Here is a 23,303-nt window from a genome sequence, read left to right as displayed (position 1 = left end):
AAACGCTATTCCTGATGTAAGATGAGTGTTTTTACACATTGTACCAGTTGTGATTCAGATGCGCCCGCTGATTGGGCGATAATTGTGAATCCTTGTTGCCTTGCCATGGTCGCAAGCCTGTCGCTGCTGACAATCAATCTGGTTGCGTGTTCCGGTTGGTCAGTTAATCCCAATATTCGATGTAAGTGAGTGATTGCCTGAGCACTAGAGAGAAGCCACACCGGATGGTCGAATTTTTGCTGATAAATTTTTTGCTGAGTGGAGTAATCTGGCAGCCTACGTTGATAGACTTCGATTTCACTCACTTGTGCACCACGTTCCCGCAAAGTTTGTTCGATGAGTGATCGTCCACCTGTGCCTTTAACAATCAGCCAGTGTTGGTTGGAGATAGATTGCAATTGAGCGAGTTTTAATAGGCCTTCTGAATTCATCTGGTCCGGATAAAGCACCGGCTGGTTTGTGATTTTTTTTAGTTCGCTTGCGGTGTTGTTACCAACAGCTAATAGGGGAATACCAGAAAGATTATCGGCCCGCTTTGAGTGATTAAAAAATAACCGTGCCGCATTACCTGAGATAAAAATTGCACCATCAATTGCTTTATCAGTAAGGTCTTTTTTTTCTTGCTCTGAGAAATCGAGTGGTGATATCTGAATGAGTGGTAAATGCTCTATTTCTAGCCAATTTCCAACAGCTTGTTTTAGTTTTTTGAGGAGTGAGTCAGTCTGCCCCTGAGGTCGGGTAACAATCAGTCGCTTAATATCTGAATCTTTTAGCAATGGTCTGTTTTGGAAATAATCGAATAACGCCGTGAGTTTATCAGAAAGTGAGCTTTCTCCCTAGTTGTTTGGTTTTATAGCCATTGTAGAATCTGAATTTTCGATACCTCTTCTTGAGATTGTCGTGAACAGCAGGACAATTTCGGTAATCAAGTCTTGCTCTTTCTAATAAAAGCTCAATCATCGGACTTTTGACTAATATTACCGAGGAACCTCATCGACAATGTCATCTTTCATCAAAAACTAATAGCTAATATCACTTTATGAAACGGAGCAATGTTGCTATCCTGAATTCCACATTTTCAGTGTGTAAAAAATTAGCTTGATGGTATTGTTGTGAAAACGATTCTTTTGGTTTTTCTGCTTTTATCTACATCTGCGTTAGCTTGCTTACCTGTCGGTAAACCGCGTGATGTTCCAGATGGAGTGATTGAGGCAAAATTATCATCAGTTTTTGAGCCAACATTTGATTCGAATGTCGATCCAAAAATCAAACACGCTAGAGTAGAAGCCGTACTTAATTTATCATCAAAAGGTATTGTAGAGCGTATCGTAAATATCAAAATCGAGCCGTCGACTTTGCCACAAGAGCCGATAATTAAAGCAATTCGAAAATCAAAGTTTTTACCGAAAACCGATGATAAAAAGCCGGTGGAGTCTATCGGTTTTCGGTTTCATTGGGAATTTGAAGTTACCAGACTTCCGAAATTCAAAATTGAAATTGAATATTGAGCCACTTTTTTTGCGGCACGGACTAGAAGGTAATTCGGTCAAAAAACGTTCTTTTATTGTATGACCCCATCTGTCATAATATCGCTCGGATTTAGTCTGAACGATATACAATTGTTGCGATCTTTGAGTTTTTCTAAGTCCTTGGTTTTATTTTTCTCTGGGATGAATTAACAACATTGAAGTTGGTTCTCTAACATAAAACGGAAGCTTTTCTCTCAAAAAAGCTGATTAGAATATTAAGGACAGCAAATGCGCTTATCACTTTTCCTACTGGTTGCACTTTTACTCAATGCCTGCGCAACCCGGGTGACTTCTCTTAAACCTAATGAGGTCAAGCAACTAGAGCAAGACAAAGGTTTTATTTTGTTAGGTGTTGAAACAAACCGCGATCTAAAGCTTATTAAAATATCTGGTCCACAAAGTATTAAACTCTCGTCGAAAGATATTAAGGAAGGAACCAATTACCTGTTGGTTGATCTTGAGGCAGGCACTTATACGATAGACAGGGTTAAGCTTGATGATATTTTTTATATGAAGTTTGAAGAAGAAGAAAACTGGGAGTTCGAAATATTGCCTGGGCAAATCAGTTATGTAGGCCACTTTGAAATGTCCCGAAGAGACTCTGCGTATTTCTGGCGAGTTTATGCTGATGCAGAGTTGGAAAACCGGTCTTCTGAGGCACTAGAGTTTCTCGAGGAAAAATATCCCGAACTATTAAAGGTCCACAAAGTGAAGTATGCCGGTCCGGGGCAGGATCGTTTTTTCGAATTTCTAAATTCAGTTAACAAGGAGTAAACAATGGGAATGGTTAAAAATATTATGGACAAAATTGGCATATTCCTTTTTTCACTGTTGATCGTTTGGTCAAGTACATCGGTTTCTCAACCTTTGGAATCAAGCAAAATTTTCGTCACACCAGATAGCAGCATGTTTAGATTGTCGCCTGACGGAAAATTTGTCACAACCTACTCCAGAGGGAAAAATAATCACTATATCAATTTAATTAGCCTTGAAACCAATGAGATGCTCTATTCATCGGCAATAGGCAACGATAATCGTTTACTGAGCTACAACTGGCTTAATGCGACACAGCTCTACATGAAGGTGAGATATAAAAATCGGAACGTATATTTACTAGGTGAGATTGAAAATAATGTTATCAAATTAGTGCACATCAAAGCTTATGGTTACTTAGTGCATACACTCCCTGAACAACCTAACAAAGTGATGTTCGCTAAAAGCAAGCGGCGACTCTGGCAATATCATGATCTTTTTATCATCGATATTAACGCTCTCGCAGAAGATGACTTTAGTAATGCCCATGAAATAGATCACAGTCTGAGTGAGGTTAACGAATATTTTTTCGATGATGAGTTTAATCGAATTATTGCGCGAAAATACGACGAAGAGGAAGAAACGACAACCCTGCTGTACGCTGTTCTTGATGAAGATGATTGGCAAACAATTTTCAAGCTCGATGATGTTGATTACGAATTTAAATATGCCGGTTTTATCAGCGATCAGGTGGTTGGAGTACTTACCAATAAAGATACGGACAAAATGGTGTTAAGAGAGTTTGATATCAAAACTCAAACATTGGGTAAAATCATTTATCAACATCCTAAATATGATCTCTATTCTGCAAGTTTTCTTGAAAATGGGCAACTGGAGTTTGTAAGCTATTATCAACATGGTTTAGCCCAGATACTTTACTTTGACAAAGGCAAAGCGCGTTACCTGGAAAGACTCAGAAATACCTTTGAAAACAAAGAAGTCTATGTCATTGGACGCTCAGATGATAAGAACATTGATTTGCTTTATGTGAATGGTTCTACCGAGCCTGGAGAATACCTGGTCTACCGTAAAAAAAGCGATCAGATTTCCAGGCTTTCTGTTTCTTATTCAGAATTAGCCGATCAAAAGTTTGCACAGTCAGAACTTTTGACCGTTACTGCATCTGACGGTACAGAATTAGAAGCATTTCTGACGCTGCCCATTGGAATTGATCATAAGACTCTATTAGTCATGCCTCACGGAGGGCCGATATCGGTTCGCGAAAGTGATCGATTTAATAAAGAAATTCAATATTATGCCAGCCGCGGTTTTTCAGTACTGCGAGTTAACTTTCGAGGGTCGTCGGGGTTTGGTAAGGCATTTCAAAGTCGCGGTGTTGGCGAGTTTGGTCAACTCATTGAAGAAGATATTAGTGCGGCGGTCAAACTGGCCAGGCAAAAATATTCATTTGAAAAAATGTGTGCAATGGGGGCCAGTTACGGTGGATATTCATCAACCATGTTAGCCATTAAACACCCGGAAAAATATCAATGTGTCGTCGGCGCTTTTGGTGTTTATGATTTACCATTGCTTTTTAATGCCAGTAATCTTCGCTCGGGTAAGGAGTACGAAAAATACATGTCGAAAACTGTTGGTGCGTATAGTGAAAAACTGGTCGACGTGTCTCCGGTCTATCTGTACAAAAAACTCAATACGCCGATTTTATTAATTGCAGGACGAGATGATGATACCGCCGATTTCGAACATACCAATCGGTTCAGCTATTTATTAAAGATCAAAAAACACCCAGTCAAGACAATGTTTTACCGTGACACGGGGCACGCACATCGAAATTGGTGGGGACACAGGCATGAGGCCGCTATCACCTACGAGTTTTTGATGGAAACCTTGCAATTGGAATTACCAAAAACAGAAAAGCTGGATGACAAGGGTAAACTTGCTGTTGCTGACGACTTTGCAATAATTGCTGATGGCTATGCTTTTGATAACACTGTCGATGACGATAAAAACAAAGCTTTTGAGTATTATCGAAAGGCGGCTGCTTACGATCATCCGAGATCAAACTTCAATATTGGTGTTTATTACCATCAAGGGGAAATCGTTGATGCCAATGTGGCCGAGGCGGTGAAATATTACCGAAAAAGCGCAAAGCTGGATTACGCTTCAGCCTACGGTAGACTCGGGCGAATGTACATGGAAGGTGAATATTTTCAACAGGACTGGGATAAAGCTTTCGAAAATCTTGCTAAAGCTCAGGAGCTGGAGAGTACCCCTGTTAACAATATTCGACTGGCCCGGCTTCACTGCATGGCACCTTCCCCTCATCGAAATATTGATCGTTGTCTCGAATTAATGAACCTCGAACAATACGAAAGACATTCTAAATCAAGACTGGAGTCCGCGAAAAAGTTGATAGGAGAGGCTCTTACCTGGATTATTGCGGACGCTGAACTAAGCGATAAAGAATATGCCCGCATTAAGAAGTTTGCCATTGATGTATATGAAGTCAAGGAGACCAGAGTAACCGTTGAAAATAGGCGAGAAGGACATTTTGAATACGTTGAGAGTGAAATTTTTGGAAGAAAAAGCGAATATCAAACTCAAGTTAAAGGATTTAAAATCAAAAAGTCTGAAAAAGATGAAGAGCGGTTTGGACTCATTTTTGAAGTAGATGTACCTGGCATCAACAATAGACAAAAGCAGGTGGCTATGGGCGTTCGATGGAGTGTTACAACACCCGATGGCAGAAAAAAATATGTGGATAGTTATGTTCTGTACGGTTCGCCGGATGGTCGCTGGAATGCTCTCAGGGGGTTTGGTTCGGTTAGAGAAGACGCTATCTGGGCTCTTGAAATTTTTGATCTGGACCGTAACAGAATTTACCAAGCTCACTATGAATTGTCGTTGTAGCGTTAATAAATTGCGTTAAAAATAACTAGCGGAGAAAATGTTCAATAATTCTTCTCCGCTACCTAAAAACTTGCTTAAACTGAACTGAAAATAGTTACCCTATTTCAGCTAGTATCTTGTCTGCTCCCCCAGCGAGCAATTGCTCCGCTATTTCAATCCCAAGCGCTTCAGCCTGTTCCAATGGACCGCGAATTTGGCGCTGAATTATTTGACTGCCATCAAGAGCGCCGACTAATGCGTCGATAACAATAGAGTCATTGTCGAGTTGTGCGAAGGCGCCTATTGGAACCTGGCAGCCGCCTTGTAGGCGATTGTTGACTGTTCGTTCCGCCTTGACTCTAATCGCTGTTTCCTGATGGTTTAATGGCGCGAGTAGTTCCAGGGTCTTTTTATCATCAGTTCGGCATTCTATTCCCACTGCACCTTGACCACCTGCGGGAAGAATAAAATCGGCCGGGATTTTTTGTGCGATTCGTTCGGGCATTTCCAGTCGAAGTAATCCGGCTGTCGCAAGGATAATGGCGTCGTATTTTCCTTCATCTAATTTACCTAGGCGAGTACCGAGGTTACCCCGCAAGTCGCGGATATCAAGATCGGGACGTCTGGCTTTTAGCTGACACTGTCTTCTTAAACTTGAGGTGCCGACGATTGCACCCTGTGGTAATGCTTCGATTGAATCAAACTGATTGGAAACGAGTGCGTCGAGTGGATTTTCCCGGTCGCAAATTACCGCAAGACCCAAACTTTCTGGAAATTCCATGGGTACATCTTTCATCGAGTGGACGGCAATGTCCGCGCGACCTTCCAGCATGGCTACTTCCAGCTCTTTGACAAACAAACCTTTGCCGCCGACTTTTGCCAGGGGAGTATCCAGAATCTTGTCACCTTTAGTGGACATAGGCACTAATTCAACAGGCAGATCAGGGTGAAATTTTTGTAATTCTGCTTTGACAAAATTCGCCTGCCAGAGTGCAAGAGGGCTTTTTCGAGTGGCAATTCGGATCATTAGGATTCTCTACTGAATAAGTTGCTCGAAATTTTAACATTCCACGAGAGCTGGGGGAATGACCAGGTATTGGGATTTAAGTGTAAATATCAATTTATGTATTATTTGGAGTGCATTTCAACCTGGTCGTTTGACACGCTTTCTGTCATCTCGAGCTTTGTCGAGAGATCTCCCAAAGGTTTAGATCACGTAAAGACGAAGCCTTATCTAATGGGAACAACTTTCTTAAATAAATATTGGGTAGATTATTAAGTGAGTCAATGTCTGTAGGAGATCTCTCCACATCGGTCGAGATGACAGTTAAGCAGAAATACTATCCTATTGACGAGAAACTCATTATGTCATCTCGAGCCTTGTCGAGAGATCTCCCAAAGGTATAGATCACGTAAAGACGAAGCCTTATCTGATTGGAGTGATTTTCTTAAATAAATATTGGGTAGATTATTGAGTGAGTCAATGTCTGTAGGAGATCTCTCCACATCGGTCGAGATGGCAGTAGCAGTTTCTTTGGTAGAGTTTGGATTCTAATTACCGAACTTTAAAATGACCGCACTATTTTGTTTTCTTTTTTCCAATAAATCGCCAGTATCAACGGTGTATTTAAGTTCTTCCAGAAAACAGCGTAAATCATTAAGGCTGTTCCACATCATTTCAGAAATCTCAATACAGGCTTGCATCGGGTTGTTGGCCTGGCTGCGGATTGTGTTAATTTGAAACATTAAGCCGCGTAACCGATGTTGACACCTCTCTGAGGATGAATTGATAATATCTTCAATCCATCTTTCTCGTCTGGCTTCAAAAGCAACAGGATCTGTTTCGTATAATTTTTTCCATTCATTAAAATTAAATCGTCTTACATGAAAAACTCGATCGTTACTTGCCTCTTGGTTATTATACTGCTTCAAAATGCTGCTCCTTATTAAGACCACCTCTACCCTTAAAATGCAAAAGCTTGAATGGTGTTGTCATATTCAAACTAATGACTTAGACCATCGTACCAGAAAAAAATTAGCGGATGAATTTGCAAAAGTTTTGAACTTCGCTGTAGTTATAACGGAAAGCTTTAAATTGAATAAATGAATGCTTTTCTAAATGTTCTTAAAAAGTGACACTAAGCTATTGATTAGTAAGATTTTGAACTAGTCATCGAGAGAGTGGTTTATTGAAAAAGACAATTGTGTTCGTGGAAAACTAATAACAGCAAAGCATAAACAAGCTCAAAGCTACAAAAAATCAATCTATGAAGCAGGAGCTATTGAGTACTTTTCAGTTGTTTATTTTGTTACTTTTATTGATATTCATTTTGGTTTTTAAAATTAAATCGCTTCTAGTATAAAAAATAAATCAAACTTCCAATAAGAATTCCGCTCCAGATAAATACAACGGTACAAAATCCCATAATCTGCCGAATATTTAAACCCGCAATGCCAAGCAATGGTAGCGCCCAAAAAGGTTGGATCATATTGGTCCATGCGTCTCCCCAGGCGACAGCCATCGCGGCGTTGTTAATAGGCACCGAAAGGCTTTGTGCTGCGGGGATAACAATCGGTGCTTGCACTGCCCACTGGCCACCGCCGGAAGGAACAAAAAAATTAACGACACCGGCGCTGATAAAAGTGAAAACGGGAAAGGAATCTTGCGTGGATATTTCAACAAACCAGTTACTTACCGAATCAGCCAGACCTGACTGTACCATCATTCCCATTAATCCCGCATAGATTGGAAACTGCAAAATGATTCCAGTTGCGCCGTTAATGGCTGTTTTGATTGCACGCAGGAAATTGTGTGGATTGCCATGAAGCAGCACACCCAAAGTAAGTAATGATAGATTGATAATATTAAGGTTGAGACCGTTTCCTTGAACAAAATAATTAACCAGGTATAAACCACACATAGCAGCCAATAATAAGCTGATGACTGGATTGTGTTCTAGTTTTTCTGCGGGAGAAAGTTGGGTGTGGTCAACCGTTTTTTCTGCTGTTTCTGTTCCAGTAAATTCAATCAGGTTTTCTTTAGGCATCATGAGAACATTGAGTAATGGCAAGCTGATCAATAATGCGAATACAATAATCAAATTTTCCATGGCTAAAATAGTTTGCGACACTTCGATGACTTGGCCGTTGAGTAACGCATTTAACGAATCTTGATTTGTTGAAGCTAGCTTCAGTGGAATTGAGCCGGAAAGACCGCCATGCCAAACCAGAAAGCCACTGTAGGCAGATGCAATTAGCAAAGGAAAATGAATGTGTCTCACATTTGTTGCGACTTCGCGGGCGACCAGTGCGCCGACGACTAATCCGAATCCCCAATTGATCCAGGCCGCGATAATTGATACGCCTGTTACTAGCACAACCGCCTGCGTCGGTGTTTTTGCGAGGGATGCTAGTTTAGATAATAAGGTTTGAACCGGGCGACTCATTGCAAGCACGTGACCTAGTACCAAAATAAGCACCATTTGCATTGAGAAACTGAGTAGTTTCCAAAAACCATTGCCCCAATGATCTGCCATTTGAACAGGTGTTTGATCTTGAAATAAGAGGCCGCAGATAAAAACGATCGCCGAAAGTATTACAGCAAAAAGAAAAGCATCGGGAAGCCAGCGTTGCATGATCCGACTGAAAAAATCAGCACTACTTTTGATTGATGTTTCTACTGTTGTTCTTATCATAATGTTAATCGCTTTATTTTCGTTTTTATCAAAATGACGTTTGTTTCATTATTCAATGATCTGGTAAATAGTTTTCTGATCAAAAAATAGATAGAAAGCGCTAGGCCAAATCTTCTATCGATTTATTTTGAAGATAGTCAACCAAGTCTAGTATTTTATCGTGCAAACTGCGCGATGCGCGAGATAAGTGATTGAGAAACTCTTCTTCAGAACGGTTTTCCTGATCAACCAGATTAGTAATTGATTTCAGTGCCATCATTGGTACCTTGAATAGCATTGCGACCCAGGCGATAGCCGCTGCTTCCATTTCTTTAGCCACAGCGTTATGTTGATTGATGACTAAAATATCCTTGTCACTTTTTTCCAGGGATGAGCCGGTTGAAATAACGCCGCTTGGTAAGTTCAAACTTTTGGCGAGTCGGCTGGCTTCAACTGCCGGATATTTGCCAATGGATGACTCATTAAACCCTGGAATAGGAACATGTCTGTCATGATAGACAAAGTGCGCTTCGCTGACATATACGGTACCGATATTCGCGCCTTTTTCGGCAAAGCCTCCGGCTGTTCCGGCAGAAATTATCAGATCAGGCTTTAATCGCGTTATCGCCTCATAAGCCATTAAAGTGGCTGCTTCACTACCAATATTATCGACGCCGTGACGATCGTCAACACCACTGATAATTAGTGATAGTTGAATACTTCCCACTTGTTTTTGGTAACAACACATGGGTAGTTGGGAGTGAATAACATCGTCACGTTTTTGCAATTTAAGAGAGTCGATAACTGGCTGGGCTTCGTCGCGCATAGCCATTAAAATTGACACGTGATTGATAGGCATAGCAGAACCTTGATTAGACATATGTCACTCGGTTTATTCTTCGTTATTCGGTGTCGTTTCTTTCCGGGTTGAAAATATAAATCTCATCACTATTTCTCCAATAGTGGTTGTAATCCATCCCATAACCAAACACATACTTATCGGGTGTTTCCAATTCACAGTAGTCCGGCCGCATCCCCGGGCTTGCTTTTCTATCGTGAATTTTTTCGATTAGAACTAATGTTTTTACTGATTGCGCTTTTCTACTTCGACAATGCTCGATGATTGCTTTGAGGGTATGCCCTTCGTCCAGAATATCATCTAAAATCACAACATGGCGTCCCGCTAAATCCATATGCGGCTCAACTTTCCAGCCAATCTCTCCGCCGCTGGTGTTGCCTCGATATCTGGTTGCATGGCAATAATCAATTTGTGCCGGAAATTTTAATCGAGAAAGCAATTGTCCGGCAAAAATGAGTCCACCGTTCATGACCACGAGAAAGATAGGGTTTTTGTTTGCGTAGTCGAGTGTCAGCTTCTCAACTAAACAGCTAAGTGCGCTCTCGATCCTTTGATTGTCGTGTAGTAAAGTCGCATTGTTTTTTATCTGGTTGAGAGTATCAATATCCATAATAATTTAATCTGTGTTTTTTATATTGGTAATACGAATAATATCTGAAACATTGACTTTTTCAGGAACACTTTTTCTGCGCGATTGTTGAGCTTCGCTTTCTCGCTTTGAGTCTGTGTCTCTTTGCTCGGCTGTTTGAGTATATCCACAATCGACACATTCTATACTTTGATCATTACTGTCTAGTAACAATGAGTCTGGCGATTGACATTCAGGGCACACTGCCCCGGCTATAAAGCGTTGACTAGGTTTCATTGTATTTACTCAAATGCTTCCAGTTGTTCACTGACTTCTAACCATTCTTCTTCTAATTTTTCGAGATCATTTTTAACTTGATTAGAACGAGTAACCACATCGTTGAGTTTGGCTTTATTCTCGTCGTTATACAGGTCATTGTCAGATAGTTGATTCTCTAAGTTGCTGTGTTCCTGTTGTAATTGTAACATCTGTTTATCTATCTTTTTAAGTCGATTGGTCAGCGGCGCTTTTTGCTGACGTCTTGCGGCTTCCAGGCGCTTTTGCTCTTTCTTGGCTTGAGCCGAATTGACCTTTGCATCGCTGACGTCATCTGTATTTTTCGCGTTAGAGCCCCAGCGATTATCGTTCAACCATTTTTGGTAGTCGTTCAAATCGCCGCTGAAAGGCTCGACTTTTCCCTCGTTAACCAACCAGAATTCGTCGACGACACTTTCCATCAGATTTTTATCATGGGCGACTAATAATACGGCTCCATCAAAATCTTGCAGCGCTAAAGATAGCGCTTCGCGCATTTCAATATCAAAATGGTTAGTGGGCTCATCAAGAAGTAACAGATTGGGTTTTTGCCAGGTGATCATAGCCAACACCAGGCGAGCCTTTTCTCCGCCGGAAAAGCCTTTTACTTTATCGAGAGTTTTATCACCATGAAATGCAAAGCCGCCGAGAAAGTTTCGTGCTTCCTGTTCGCTAATACCGGTGCCTAATGATTGAATATGCCATATGGGGGACTGGTCCAGATTGAGTTGTTCAACCTGGTGTTGGGCAAAGTAACCTGCGTTGAAGTGTTTGTTCCGGTTTAACTCACCATGACGAATTGCTAATTCCCCACAGATCAATTTAATCAGGGTTGATTTACCTTCGCCATTGCGACCAAGCAATCCAATTCTTTGGCCAGCAAGTATTCGCATTCGTATGTCGGCTAGGACGATTGTATCGTCGTATCCGACTGAACCTTGTTCGATGTTAATCAGCTCAGTAACATTTTTATTAATAGGAGCAAACTCAAAGCCAAATTTTGTACGGATTTGAACAGCACTCACTTTATCCATCTTTTCCAGTGCCTTGACACGACTTTGAGCTTGCGTTGCCTTGCTGGCTTTGGCTTTAAAACGGGTAATAAACTTTTCCAGATGTTCAATTTCTTTTTGTTGCTTTTCAAATTGAGCCTGTTGTAGTACTTCACGTTCTTGCTTTTGTTTTTCAAAGCTTGAATAGTTACCGGTGTACTGGTTAATTTTCTGGCTATCAAAATGCAGAATATGGCTACAGAAGTTGTCGAGAAAATCACGATCATGAGAAATCGTCATTAACATTCCGTCATAGCGTCTTAGAAATCCCTGTAACCATAAAACGGCTTCCAGGTCGAGATGGTTGGTTGGTTCATCCAGTAATAATAATTCCGCTGGCTGGATTAGTGCTTGTGCCAGATTTAAGCGCATACGCCAGCCTCCGGAAAGTGATTTTACCGTTGATGCCATTTGCGCTTCGGTAAAACTCAGACCGGTTAGCAGTTTAGCTGCCTCCGCAGGTAACGACCAGCCGTTAATGGCTTCCAGCTTCGCATGAATGGAAGCAATGGCATGTCCATCTTCATTGTGTTCCGCTTTGGTCAGCGCCCGGTGTAACTGAGCATATTCTTGATGGCCGCTAAGAACATAGTCGATTGCCGTCAAATCACTCCCAGGCGTCTCCTGTTTGGCTGAACTGGTGCGCCATTTTGAGGGGAATTCCAACTCTCCGTGTTCAGGGGCCAGCTCATGTTGTACCATTTGAAACAGGCTGGACTTTCCACAGCCATTTTTACCCACAATTCCAATTTTTTGATCTGGATACAGGGTCAAATCGATCTGGTTGAGTAATTGTTTGTTGCCCTGAAAAAGGGATAATTTCTTAAAACGTATCATACCACTGACGCGAATAATCTTGCCGACTTAAAAATTGGGCACATTCTAGCATAGAAAGACGTAATTATTCTTGTTAGCGATGGGGCGATAGTGAAGGTTTTTTGCTAAACGAGATATTACTAGATTTGATAGCTAAATTCTGGCACGAGGAAGACATGGTATTACTTCACAGGGTAACGATTCTGAAATTTCAATTGATACTGAAACTGAACAAATTATGTTTTGTATGGCAAGAGGGTAAAGTGGGAATGTTTTTTGGCTGTTCAAAGTTGCAGCTGACGATGAAAAGAAAGGTGTGAAAGGCGTATCTAAGGTGTCATGATACAGTCCAAATTCTAGCGCTGGTAAAGTGTTTATTCTGAACTCAGTTTTAAAAAGTAATGATATCGAAATGCGGGTTGACTGTTATCGCTCGCATTTTTTTTATAGAAGATAATAAAACATTTTTTCTCTCTTTCTCACTTTGCAATACAAGATATTCTGCTTTACCTGTATTGGTTTGAGTTTCTGAATCTGTCTGAATTATCGTGGTAACGGCCCTGCCAATTGTGTTGGTGCCATCATTTAGCGACAGTTCAATCTCGAAGGAGTACATGCAGGCGATTTCGATGTAATCGTGGATATTACAATTGATTATTTTTTGTCTATCTTGGGTCATCAGTTTTATCAATCAGCTCTAAATTGTATCAGGCTACTCATCAATCTAATTTAACTTCTATATCGATAAATTAAAACTAAAATCTCCATGGAGTGATAAATTTTTAATAAGTAGCGTTAGTAAAAAGATAGAAGATAATCGCCAATTTTTCATTTTTTTGCCGTTTTGATAAACAATGATTTCATTATCATCTCCACGAAAAATATTACAGTTAAGTCATAAAAGTTAATTAAGTTTTTAAGAATTTTTTAATGCGCTGAATAGTAAACAATTTTAAGTTATTCATTAGAAATTCTAATCGAACCGATAAGATATTCTCTATTGTGAGCCAGTTCAATTTTGTTTGAAATTGGCCCCGCGAAATCCAATTCTGGAGTCGCAATTCCATTGATTAATTTAACTTAGGAGAACCCCAATGAAAGGAATAGCAAAAAGCTTGGTCGCTTTTGTCGCAGCAACTGCAAGCTTTGCATCCTGGAGTAATGACTATGTTCCTCACAATGAAAGTGATTATTCAACTTTCAAAAATTCTTACAACCAAACGACTACCCTTGAAGTTAAGGAGCAGTACGGCAGTCATTGGAAAAAGTATTCGAATTACTTAGGAAAAGAATCACAATGGATTTGGTCATCGCAAAACTCACAACAAGTATACTGGTTTTCTGATTCGGGTGTCGCGGAATTATTAGTTGATTTCGATGATCCTGTCGGCACGGAGTACCAGGTTAGCATTGATGCTTGTAGTGATACTGCTAAGTTAGTCAATAAACGCTCGTTATTATCGACACCTGCGGGTCATTTTAGCGACGTATCTATGCTAACATTCTCTGGTGCTTGTGCTGATGCTGGGCTATTGAATGCCTGGTTCGTGCCAAAAGTTGGCTTAGTTCAATGGCAGGAGCAGTCAATTGCAGGGCCTGTTACTTTTTCGTTAGTTGACGCGAAAATTAACGGTATTCAGTATCCCGTTATGAGAGGGCTGCAAATTTCATCTCAAATGGAATCGGGAAGTTTTAACTTAAACAAAAAGGACCGGGTTGCAGCCTTTATTGATTTAACTAACCCGACTAGTAACGCGTTTGATTTGACCTTTAACTCGGGGCAACGGTTTGATATCGAGCTTTATAATGAGCATGGAGAAATGGTCAATTGTTGGTCGGACAATCGCGTCTTTATCCAGATGATGCAAACCATCAGTCTTAACCCTGGAGAAACACAAAGGTTTGGTGATTACATCGAACTGAGAGATTTTAGTGGCGAGAGATTGGACGAAGGAGCTTATAAATTGAGAATTGAAGTGAAAGGATATTCTCAAAATACTGTTAATGCAAAAGCGATAATGTATGCGGTAGAAGTTCCACTGTTTTTAGAAATTACAACAGCAGCTAAATAGCTTGGCGGTTTAGCCATATCAGGGGCCGGGTTGGTTTTTCTCGGTCCCTGTAGTAAAAATGAGTAATAAGAGCCTTTCTATTTCACCTTGTTTATGTTCATTTTCCATTTTATTTTGCCCAGGTTATCAATGAAATTCGCTAAATGACATGTTTTAGACAGATTTCCTCCTCGAATAGCCCTATTTACCCACTAAAATAATAAACACTCTCACTCGCCCGTGGGATTCGGTACACTAGCCTAAGATAAAAACACCCGTATGCGATCGCGCAACCAGTGATCGGATTGTCGGCCCAGGAACAAAATAATGACTCACAAATTTAAACTGCCGCTGTTACTTCTTTTATTTTCTGTATTGATAAGTGCTTGCGGTGATCAAAAAGATCAAACTGAAGATGCGCAACAGCCAGAGCAAGCGACATCAAAGCCGGCTAAATCATCGACTGGAGAAGCTTCAATAAGCAAAACCTATCGATGGATAGACTATATTGAATCCAATTCACACGGAATTATTTCTAGTCAGTCAAAAATATCAATTTTATTTCGCAGTCCTGTTATCGATGTTGCGAAAGTCGGAGATTCTGCGGAGAATTTCTTGAAAATAACACCGCCAATAGAAGGGAGCCTTACTTTTGTCACACCAAGACAAATTGAGTTGATCCCATCAGGGCCGTTACCGTCAGGACAACGATATTCCGCGGCGCTTAATACCTCCCAGCTTGAAGGGTTTCCCGATGGTTTAAAAAACTATCAATTTTCATTCTCAGTGATTAAACAGGCTTTCGAAATTCATTCTAATGGCGTCAAGGCCGATGATAATGGAGATACAGTATCGGTGAGTGGTTATGTGGCAACGGCGGATTCCGAAGATGGTTTAAAAGTTGAAAAAATGTTGTCGGCGTCGTTTCTCAATAAGCCCGCTCAGATTCAGTGGCAACACGCGGAAAACGGCAGGCGTCATGAGTTTATTGTGCCTGGATTAAAACGTCAGAAACAGACGGAAAAATTGCTTCTCAACTGGAATGGCGCACTAATTTCTGTTGATGACCAAGGAAAAAGAAGCTTCGAGATCCCTGCTTATGGGGAATTTAAAGTCGCTAATATCAGAGCGGTTCAGGCTGATCGGCAATTAATTGAAATTAGTTTTACCGAGAAACTTTCTGCCGAGCAAAATTTGAAAGGCCTTATACAGATTGACCGAGGCCGGTTTACTATTCGTCAGCAAGGAAGTTTGGTAAAGATTTATCCACAAAGTCTGTTTACCGGAGAGGTGACAATTACCATTGATCAAGGATTAAAAAATAGCCGCGGGTTTAAACTTGGCGAACCGGTTCAACAGACGCTTACTTTCTTTAACCAAAAACCACAGGTTCGATTTGTTGGCAAGGGCGTCATCTTGCCGCCCAATAAGTCATTAACAATTCCCTTTGAAGCAGTTAATGTCGACTCAGTACAGGTGACCGCATTTAAAATTTATGCCAACAACATGGGACAGTTTTTACAAGCTAATAACCTTGATCAAAATTATCAAAGCCAGCGTGTGGGTCGCTATTTGTGGCGTAAATCTATTTCGCTGGAAAGCCCGGTTCAGGATAATTGGAATCGATATTCACTGGATATTTCTGAGCTTCTGGCAAAGCATCCAGGTGCTCTTTTTCGCCTGACTTTATCGATTAATCGTAGTAATTCTACTTATAGTTGTTCGCAGGAAGAAAATAATGTTCCAGTCATTAAGGAGCGTGCTTTTTCCAGTTATGACCAGGAATCTTACAATGAATATAGTAACTGGGATTACGCCGATAATTATTACAATAACACGCAATTAAGATGGCGAGATAGAAACAACCCTTGTAAAGATGCTTACTATCGATATGGAAAAAATATTGAAGCCAGTCGAAATTTTCTGGCAAGCAATATTGGTATTGTCGCCAAACAGGGAAATGACAGAAAACTAACGCTGGTCACAACGAATATTTCAACGGGTTTACCCTGGTCGCAAGTGAAGCTTGAAGTTTATAACTATCAGCACCAGCAACTTGCGCAGGCAACCAGCGATAAAAATGGCCTGGCCGACATTCAATTAGATTCTGCAGCTTATTATGTGCGCGCATCTGTCGGTGAAGAAACTGGGTACCTAAAACTTTCCCCCGGTTTGGCTTTACCGACCAGCCATTTTGATGTGGGCGGTGTCAAAGTAAAACAAGGAATCAAGGGGTATCTTTATGGAGAAAGAGGCGTTTGGCGACCAGGTGACGATATTTTCTTAACTTTTGTACTCCAGGATAAAAACAACAATATTCCGCCGGGGCATCCGGTTACTTTAGAATTTTTTAACCCTAAGGGACAGCTGGTTTCCAGTCAAACTAATAACCAACCGGTCGATGATTTTTATCGCTTTAATCTAAAGACTGAAGAGAACGCGATAACTGGAAATTGGAAAGCCATTGCTCGCCTGGGTGGACTTCGTTTTCACAAAGTGATTAAAGTAGAAGCGGTGATTCCGAATCGCCTGAAAGTAGAACTGAAAGCCGAAGCTCCATTTTTAACCGCTTCTAAAATGCCCGTGACAACGGAGCTTTTCTCGCAATGGTTACATGGCGCCAAAGCCTCTAATTTGAAAGCTGATGTTAAAGTTCGTCTATTGCCCAAAAAAACGCGATTTAAAAATTTTGCCGGGTTTAACTTTGATGACCCTGCCAGAGAATTTCGTGGCGAAAAGCAAGATGTCTTCTCTGGCAATCTTGATGAAGAAGGACGTGTTAGTTTCAAAACTAACCTTGCCGTCAAAGGGAAATCTCCCGGGTTGCTTTCCGCTCGATTTACCAGCCGAGTATTTGAGGACAGTGGTGCATTTAGTACTGAACGGCAGTCAATGGATTTTCACCCTTATGACAATTACCTGGGAGTGAAGTTACCGAAAGGTGATAGTCGGCGCAATATGCTGCTGACTGATACTCCGCACAAAATTCAAATTGCCAGTGTTTCATCAAGTGGTGAGAAGGTTGCTCTCGATGAAGTAGAAATATCTTTGTATAAAATCAATTGGAAATGGTGGTGGGATAAATCCGGTGACTCACTGGCAAAATATGCCAGTGCCTATAGTACAGAAGCGCTAGAACGAACAGCAATTACAACAAAGGATGGAATCGGCGAATGGGAAATGGAGGTTAATTACCCGGCGTGGGGGCGTTACCTGGTAAGAGCTTGTGACAAAAAAGGCGGTCACTGTACCGGAGAGGTTTTCTATATCGACTGGCCGGGATGGGCAGGCAGATCGCAAAACCAGAAAGGAATTGGTGCGAGTGTGGTAAACCTTTCAACAGATAAAGATAAGTACCAGGTCGGCGATGTAGCTACGATTAACTTCCCACCGTCCAAGCAGGGAAAAGTGCTAGTCAGCGTTGAAAATGGAAGTCGTCTGTTGGATCGCTTCTGGACCGATATCGACCCGAACAATCCCGGTATTAAATTGCCCCTAACGCAAGCAATGAGCCCTAATGTTTATGTGTCTGTCATGTTAATTCAACCCCACAGCGGTAAAGATAACGATTTGCCAATTCGACTATTCGGCGTTGTTCCTGTGATAGTTGACGATCCGGCGACAGCTTTGTCGCCCCAGCTGCAAGTTGCAGATGAAATTTCCCCTCAGTCGTCGGCGGATATTAAGGTGTCTGAGTCGAACGGAAAATCGATGACTTATACACTCGCAATCGTTGATGAGGGTTTGCTCGGGTTAACGCGTTACCAAACGCCAAAATTAAGAAGTCACTTTTATCGCAAAGAAGCATTAGGGGTTAAAACCTGGGATTTATTCGATGAAGTCGTCGGCGCTTATGGTGGAGAATTAGATCGGATTTTAGCACTGGGTGGCGACGGGAAAGAGAAAGATGGTGAAGATGGAGGAAAGAAAAAACGCTTCCCACCGGTAGTGAGGTTTTTAGGTCCGTTTCATTTGAATGCCGGCGAAACCAATTCCCATGCGGTTGATATTCCTCAATACCTTGGCGCGGTTCGAGTCATGGTGGTGGCTGGGTATGAAGGCGCTTACGGTTCAACCGAAAAATCTGTTTATGTAAGACAACCGGTGAATGTGTTGGCGACTGTACCGAGAGTTGTTGGGCCGGAAGAGATTGTGACGATTCCCGTTGCCGTGTTTGTTAATGAACAGGCGTTAGGTGAAGTGTCGCTGGAGATTGAACATGATGATCATTTTGAGCGACTCGATAAGGGGCCAATTAAATTGAACTTCAGTGAGCCCGGTGACCAGCTTGGATTTATTCCGCTAAAAGTTAATTCAACATTAGGTCAGGCCCATTTGCGGTTTGTTGCATCCAATAAAAACCATACAAGCCAACAAGATATCTATGTGGATGTGCGTAGTGCGAACCCAGTAACCAGTCGGCAAACTAAAAAGGTTCTAAAGGCAGGTGAATCATGGAATACCACTCATCAACCCCATGGCTTGCCATCAACTAATCAGCTTACGCTAGAATTGTCACGTGTACCACCGCTTAATTTAGAGTCGCGCCTGAAATACCTGATTCGATACCCGCACGGTTGTGTTGAACAAACGACTTCTTCAATTTTTCCACAGCTTTATCTGAACGATTTGATGACGCTGGAAAAAACACAGGCTGATCAGGTTGAAAATAATGTCGCAATTGGTATTGAGCGACTACGTGGATTCCAGTTGCCATCAGGCGGTTTTGCCTATTGGCCGGGTCAAAATAAAATTCACGATTGGGCGTCAAGTTATGTTGGTCACTTTTTGCTTGAAGCGAAAAGTAAAGGCTATCATATTCCCTACAATGTTTTGTCAAACTGGATCGGTTATCAACGGCGCACGGCTGACAGCTGGACTTCAGGAGATACGTTAAGTCAAAGTTATCGATTATTTACTCTGGCAATGGCGGGTAAGCCGGCGTTAGGCGCAATGAACCGTTTAAGGGAGCGTGACCAAATCGATAATGTTAGTCAGTGGTATCTTGCCGCCGCCTATCAAAAAGTTGGTCAAACCGATGCGGCAAAACAGTTGGTTGCCGGGCTTAGTACACAAGTGAAAAGTTATGCAAGGGCGGGTAATACTTTTGGTTCAAGTTTAAGAGATCAGGCGATTATTCTGGATAGCTTGGTGTTAATGAATGACCAGGTGTTGGCTGAAAAAATGGTGCAGCAGATTTCTCAAACTTTGTCGTCAACCTATTGGTTAAGTACTCAAAGTACTGCCTATGCGTTAAATTCAATGAGCCATTACGTTTTTCAAAGTGATGTTGGTAAACAAGAAGCGATTACCGCCGCTTATAAAATCGGCGATGCGCCAATTGAGATTGTTAACAATCGCTTACCCTTGTGGAAAAAACACCTCACCGAATCTAAAGATGAACAGATCCCAGTTGAAATCAACAACCAAAGTGGTGGCAAACTTTACGTGACCTTACACGCAGAAGGAGTCCCGCCTGCAGGAAAAGAGGAAGCTGAACAACAAGGCTTAGCTATTCAGGTTGATTATTTTAGCGCGAGCGGCAAACCCGTGGATGTTACTCGGTTAGCTCAGGGAGAAGATATTCAAATTCGAGTTAAAATCCGTAACGATACCACCCGAGATTTTCAAAATCTGGCGCTGTCACAAATTTTGCCATCAGGTTGGGAAATTCATAATAAACGATTTGATAGCCTACAAAATGATAAGCCAGAACCAAGTAGTCATCGCTATCGAGGTGTGTCAAAACGCCAACAAAATCAAACAGCCGGTTTTGACTATCAGGATATTCGAGATGATCGAGTGTTTACTTACTTTGATTTAAAAACGAACCAAAGTAAGACTTTTAATATTACTGTTAACGCGGCTTACCTTGGGCGTTTTTATTTACCATCGTTTAAAGTAGAGGCAATGTATGATGCCTCCAAGTATGCGAAATCAAAAGGTCAGTGGGTGGAGGTGGTTAAACAGCCTTGAAGGCAGGCAGACTGTCATCTCGACCAACGTGGAGAGATCTCCTGCAGACATTTGAAAACTATCAGTCTTCATTACTCGTCGATGAGGAATGGTATTTTAAAACAGAGTAATCTTGGCGTTTGAGTCTGATGATATCTTTTGGAGATCTCTCCGCTGCGGTCGAGATGAAAAGATTTGGCATACCGCTACTTTGAAATGTAACCAAGTTGCCAATACAAAAATTTTATTGACTAGAAATAGTGACTCAGAAATAAAAGTTAACAAAATGTGGAAATTGAAACCAATTAAAAAGCGAATATTTGTCGGACTAACACTGTTAGCTGTGTTAGCGACATTCTATTGGCATTGGTTACCAAAACAGATTTTCGAAGTTTCTTATTCACCGGTTGCATTAACTGAAGAAGGCCGGCTACTCGATGCCAGAGTCGCAAAAGATGAGCAGTGGCGATTTCCTGCAAGAACTGAAATTCCAGAAAAGTTTAAAGTTGCATTAATGACTTTTGAAGACAAACGATTTGAGTCTCATTTTGGAGTCGATTTTCTGGCGCTGGCCAGGGCAATTAAAAGTAACCTTGTATCATCTCAGGTTGTTAGTGGCGCGAGCACCATCACCATGCAAACTATTCGATTGTCGCGTAATGGTTCGGTGGGGAATAGAGCGCGATCTTATTGGGAAAAAGTCATTGAGATGTTATTAGCTGTTCGTCTGGAGATGAGCTATAGCAAACAGGAAATTTTGGCGATGTATACGGCGCATGCGCCTTTTGGTGGTAATGTCGTTGGACTGGAAGCTGCGTCCTGGCGATATTTTGGTCGTGCGCCGGCTCAATTGAGTTGGGCCGAAAGTGCGATGCTTGCCGTACTTCCTAATAGCCCTACAGCTATTCATTTGAAAAAAAATCGCAGTCAATTAAAACAAAAAAGAGACAGGTTATTAGCCCGACTTTGGAATAATGGTGTTTATACCGAGATGGATTATCGTCTTGCGATGGCTGAGCCGTTACCACGACAGAAAAGGGAGATGCCTAAGCTCGCTCCTCATTTGATCGATACACTAAGCAAAAAGAATGTTAATAAAGCTCGACCTGATTTTTTTCACACCACGCTAAGCGCCGATATTCAACAACGCATTTCTCAGGTTGTTAAACAAAGTTCCAGAGAGTTACAGCAAATGCAGATTAATCACGCTGCGGCGTTAGTGATTGATAATCGTGATTTATCAGTCAAGGCTTATGTCGGCAACAGTGATTTTTCCAGCCGATTTAACAGTGGTTACGCGATTGATCTAGTGCATCGACCTAGAAGCAGCGGCAGCGTTTTTAAACCACTATTATTTGCGACAATGTTGGAACAGGGAGAAATCATTTCAACAACGCTGATACCCGATTTACCGACACAATATAGTGGCTATGCACCAGAAAACTATGACCGAAGTTTTCGTGGGGCTGTGCCGGCAAAAATGGCATTGGCACAATCGCTTAATATTCCTTCGGTGAGATTACTCCGCCAATATGGATTAGAAAAGTTCTACGACTTTCTTCAACACGCAGGGATCACAACGCTACATCGAACGCCCGATGATTATGGTTTGCCCCTGATCCTTGGCGGCGCGGAGACCACTCTATGGGACATTGCCCAGGTTTATGCAAATCTGGCCACTATCAGCCTGGATGCTTCACAGCAAAATTATAAAAAGCTGAGCGTTTTATCGACTGAGAAAAATACAAGTGGTCGTAAAAAAGAAATTAGTCAGGGAAGTGCCTGGCTAACTTTAGAAGCATTGCTTGAAGTCACTCGACCCGGCGCGGAAAGTCATTGGAAAAATTTTCATACCAGTCAAAAAATAGCGTGGAAAACTGGAACCAGTTACGGATTGCGAGACGGATGGGCAATTGGCGTTACGCCTAAGTGGACGGTTGCAGTATGGGTTGGTAACGCCGATGGAAGAGGGGTACCTGGCTTAACTGGCGTAGGCGCTGCTGCACCACTAATGTTTAGCATTTTTAATCAGTTGGACAGAAGCTCTTGGTTTGAAACACCCTACCATCAACTAAAAGAAGTCACTGTTTGCAAAGACAATGGTTATTTATCTAATGGTTTGTGCGATAGCGAAATTCAGTTGATTGCAAAGAATAGTCACTTTGACAAAATTACCCCACATCACTTTCTGATCCATCTGGATAAATCAACGGGGGCAAGAGTACACAGTGAATGCGAACGCGTCAGAAATATGTCATCGGTTAATCAGTTTGTTTTACCACCCGGCCAGGAGTTTTATTATCAAAAGCAACACAGTGATTATGTAACGCTTCCATCGTTTCGAGCAGATTGTTTAAAGGTCGGTTCTTCAAATACGAAAAATCCAATGTCTTTCTTATACCCTGGCGAAGATACCCATGTTTACATTCCAAGAACCCTCGACGGTCAAATTTCTCAAGTCGTGTTTGAAGCCGTTCATCGAAAAAAAAATGCACAAATGTACTGGCATATCGATGATCGTTACTTGGGACAAACTCAAGAGTTTCACCAACGAGCGATATACCTTGAACCAGGTTGGCATCAGGTGACCATCATCGACAATGATGGTTTTCGGACCAGTCGACGTTTTAAAGTGCTAGGAAAATAACTGTCTGCGAATCGAATTTTTGGATCTGGTGCGAAGCAGCAGTTTAGACGTCCATTCACACTGAAAAATTAAACACTTCCAACTAGTATCGCAATTTACTATGAAATTGAGAGCGCTAATTCTACTAATTTTTGTCGAACTAAATGACTTATGTGACGAGCTTAAAGAAATACT

General features: G+C 41.5%; 15 protein-coding genes. 6 read left to right on the top strand and 9 right to left on the bottom strand.

Annotated elements, in window-relative coordinates; all coding sequences use genetic code 11:
* Positions 1-5: 5 nt before the first annotated feature.
* On the bottom strand, positions 6-776 hold the full coding sequence (locus FLL46_RS07740; RefSeq protein WP_142892914.1) for a uroporphyrinogen-III synthase: 771 nt from the start codon (positions 774-776) through the stop codon (positions 6-8).
* Between the two features lie 336 nt (positions 777-1,112).
* Here FLL46_RS07740 and FLL46_RS07735 point away from each other — a divergent pair, with 336 nt between their 5' ends.
* The 3 genes from FLL46_RS07735 (at position 1,113) to FLL46_RS07725 (ending at position 5,213) form a co-directional block, all read left to right on the top strand.
* Complete coding sequence (locus tag FLL46_RS07735; RefSeq protein ID WP_142892913.1) at positions 1,113-1,508, top strand: hypothetical protein; 396 nt, start codon at positions 1,113-1,115, stop codon at positions 1,506-1,508.
* A 249-nt stretch (positions 1,509-1,757) separates the two neighbouring features.
* Positions 1,758-2,303, top strand: a complete 546-nt coding sequence (locus FLL46_RS07730) for a hypothetical protein (RefSeq protein WP_142892912.1) — start codon at positions 1,758-1,760, stop codon at positions 2,301-2,303.
* 3 nt (positions 2,304-2,306) lie between these two features.
* Positions 2,307-5,213, top strand: coding sequence for an alpha/beta fold hydrolase (locus FLL46_RS07725; RefSeq protein ID WP_142892911.1), 2,907 nt, complete (start codon positions 2,307-2,309; stop codon positions 5,211-5,213).
* A 94-nt stretch (positions 5,214-5,307) separates the two neighbouring features.
* Here FLL46_RS07725 and hemC read toward each other — a convergent pair whose 3' ends face one another.
* The 8 genes from hemC to FLL46_RS07685 all read right to left on the bottom strand — a co-directional run bounded on the left by hemC (position 5,308) and on the right by FLL46_RS07685 (position 13,155).
* Complete coding sequence (gene hemC / locus FLL46_RS07720; protein WP_142892910.1) at positions 5,308-6,219, bottom strand: hydroxymethylbilane synthase; 912 nt, start codon at positions 6,217-6,219, stop codon at positions 5,308-5,310.
* Between the two features lie 524 nt (positions 6,220-6,743).
* Complete coding sequence (locus FLL46_RS07715; protein ID WP_168204087.1) at positions 6,744-7,124, bottom strand: DUF3135 domain-containing protein; 381 nt, start codon at positions 7,122-7,124, stop codon at positions 6,744-6,746.
* A 422-nt stretch (positions 7,125-7,546) separates the two neighbouring features.
* Complete coding sequence (locus FLL46_RS07710) at positions 7,547-8,887, bottom strand: short-chain fatty acid transporter (RefSeq protein WP_142892908.1); 1,341 nt, start codon at positions 8,885-8,887, stop codon at positions 7,547-7,549.
* A 100-nt stretch (positions 8,888-8,987) separates the two neighbouring features.
* Positions 8,988-9,746 (bottom strand): phosphorylase family protein, encoded by a 759-nt coding sequence (locus FLL46_RS07705; RefSeq protein ID WP_142892907.1) that lies wholly within the window; start codon positions 9,744-9,746, stop codon positions 8,988-8,990.
* 22 nt (positions 9,747-9,768) lie between these two features.
* A complete protein-coding gene (locus FLL46_RS07700; RefSeq protein ID WP_142892906.1) occupies positions 9,769-10,335 on the bottom strand; it encodes a hypoxanthine-guanine phosphoribosyltransferase in 567 nt (188 codons plus the stop codon).
* A 6-nt stretch (positions 10,336-10,341) separates the two neighbouring features.
* A complete protein-coding gene (locus FLL46_RS07695) occupies positions 10,342-10,590 on the bottom strand; it encodes a YheV family putative zinc ribbon protein (protein WP_142892905.1) in 249 nt (82 codons plus the stop codon).
* 5 nt (positions 10,591-10,595) lie between these two features.
* Positions 10,596-12,497, bottom strand: a complete 1,902-nt coding sequence (locus FLL46_RS07690) for an ATP-binding cassette domain-containing protein (RefSeq protein WP_142892904.1) — start codon at positions 12,495-12,497, stop codon at positions 10,596-10,598.
* A 370-nt stretch (positions 12,498-12,867) separates the two neighbouring features.
* Positions 12,868-13,155, bottom strand: coding sequence for a Rho-binding antiterminator (locus tag FLL46_RS07685; protein ID WP_142892903.1), 288 nt, complete (start codon positions 13,153-13,155; stop codon positions 12,868-12,870).
* Positions 13,156-13,570: 415 nt separating this feature from the next.
* Here FLL46_RS07685 and FLL46_RS07680 point away from each other — a divergent pair, with 415 nt between their 5' ends.
* The 3 genes from FLL46_RS07680 (at position 13,571) to pbpC (ending at position 23,129) form a co-directional block, all read left to right on the top strand.
* Positions 13,571-14,548: a BsuPI-related putative proteinase inhibitor gene (locus FLL46_RS07680; RefSeq protein WP_142892902.1), complete on the top strand. Its 978-nt coding sequence runs from the start codon at positions 13,571-13,573 to the stop codon at positions 14,546-14,548.
* Between the two features lie 306 nt (positions 14,549-14,854).
* Positions 14,855-20,503: an alpha-2-macroglobulin family protein gene (locus FLL46_RS07675; RefSeq protein ID WP_142892901.1), complete on the top strand. Its 5,649-nt coding sequence runs from the start codon at positions 14,855-14,857 to the stop codon at positions 20,501-20,503.
* Positions 20,504-20,768: 265 nt separating this feature from the next.
* On the top strand, positions 20,769-23,129 hold the full coding sequence (gene pbpC / locus FLL46_RS07670) for a penicillin-binding protein 1C (protein WP_210418625.1): 2,361 nt from the start codon (positions 20,769-20,771) through the stop codon (positions 23,127-23,129).
* Positions 23,130-23,303 lie beyond the last annotated feature (174 nt).

This window comes from Aliikangiella coralliicola (genome assembly GCF_007004725.1).
Lineage (GTDB): Bacteria > Pseudomonadota > Gammaproteobacteria > Enterobacterales > Kangiellaceae > Aliikangiella > Aliikangiella coralliicola.
The sequence above is the reverse complement of the archived record's forward strand: the minus strand, read 5'-3'. Positions and strand labels throughout refer to the sequence as shown.

Bases quoted from the DNA above. Each gene is read 5' to 3' on its own strand.
- FLL46_RS07730 (WP_142892912.1), top strand. From the start codon at position 1,758: ATGCGCTTATCACTTTTCCTACTGGTTGCACTTTTACTCAATGCCTGC.
- FLL46_RS07725 (WP_142892911.1), top strand. From the start codon at position 2,307: ATGGGAATGGTTAAAAATATTATGGACAAAATTGGCATATTCCTTTTT.
- hemC (WP_142892910.1), bottom strand. From the start codon at position 6,219: ATGATCCGAATTGCCACTCGAAAAAGCCCTCTTGCACTCTGGCAGGCG.
- FLL46_RS07710 (WP_142892908.1), bottom strand. From the start codon at position 8,887: ATGATAAGAACAACAGTAGAAACATCAATCAAAAGTAGTGCTGATTTT.
- FLL46_RS07705 (WP_142892907.1), bottom strand. From the start codon at position 9,746: ATGTCTAATCAAGGTTCTGCTATGCCTATCAATCACGTGTCAATTTTA.
- FLL46_RS07700 (WP_142892906.1), bottom strand. From the start codon at position 10,335: ATGGATATTGATACTCTCAACCAGATAAAAAACAATGCGACTTTACTA.
- FLL46_RS07695 (WP_142892905.1), bottom strand. From the start codon at position 10,590: ATGAAACCTAGTCAACGCTTTATAGCCGGGGCAGTGTGCCCTGAATGT.
- FLL46_RS07690 (WP_142892904.1), bottom strand. From the start codon at position 12,497: ATGATACGTTTTAAGAAATTATCCCTTTTTCAGGGCAACAAACAATTA.
- FLL46_RS07685 (WP_142892903.1), bottom strand. From the start codon at position 13,155: ATGACCCAAGATAGACAAAAAATAATCAATTGTAATATCCACGATTAC.
- FLL46_RS07680 (WP_142892902.1), top strand. From the start codon at position 13,571: ATGAAAGGAATAGCAAAAAGCTTGGTCGCTTTTGTCGCAGCAACTGCA.
- FLL46_RS07675 (WP_142892901.1), top strand. From the start codon at position 14,855: ATGACTCACAAATTTAAACTGCCGCTGTTACTTCTTTTATTTTCTGTA.
- pbpC (WP_210418625.1), top strand. From the start codon at position 20,769: ATGTGGAAATTGAAACCAATTAAAAAGCGAATATTTGTCGGACTAACA.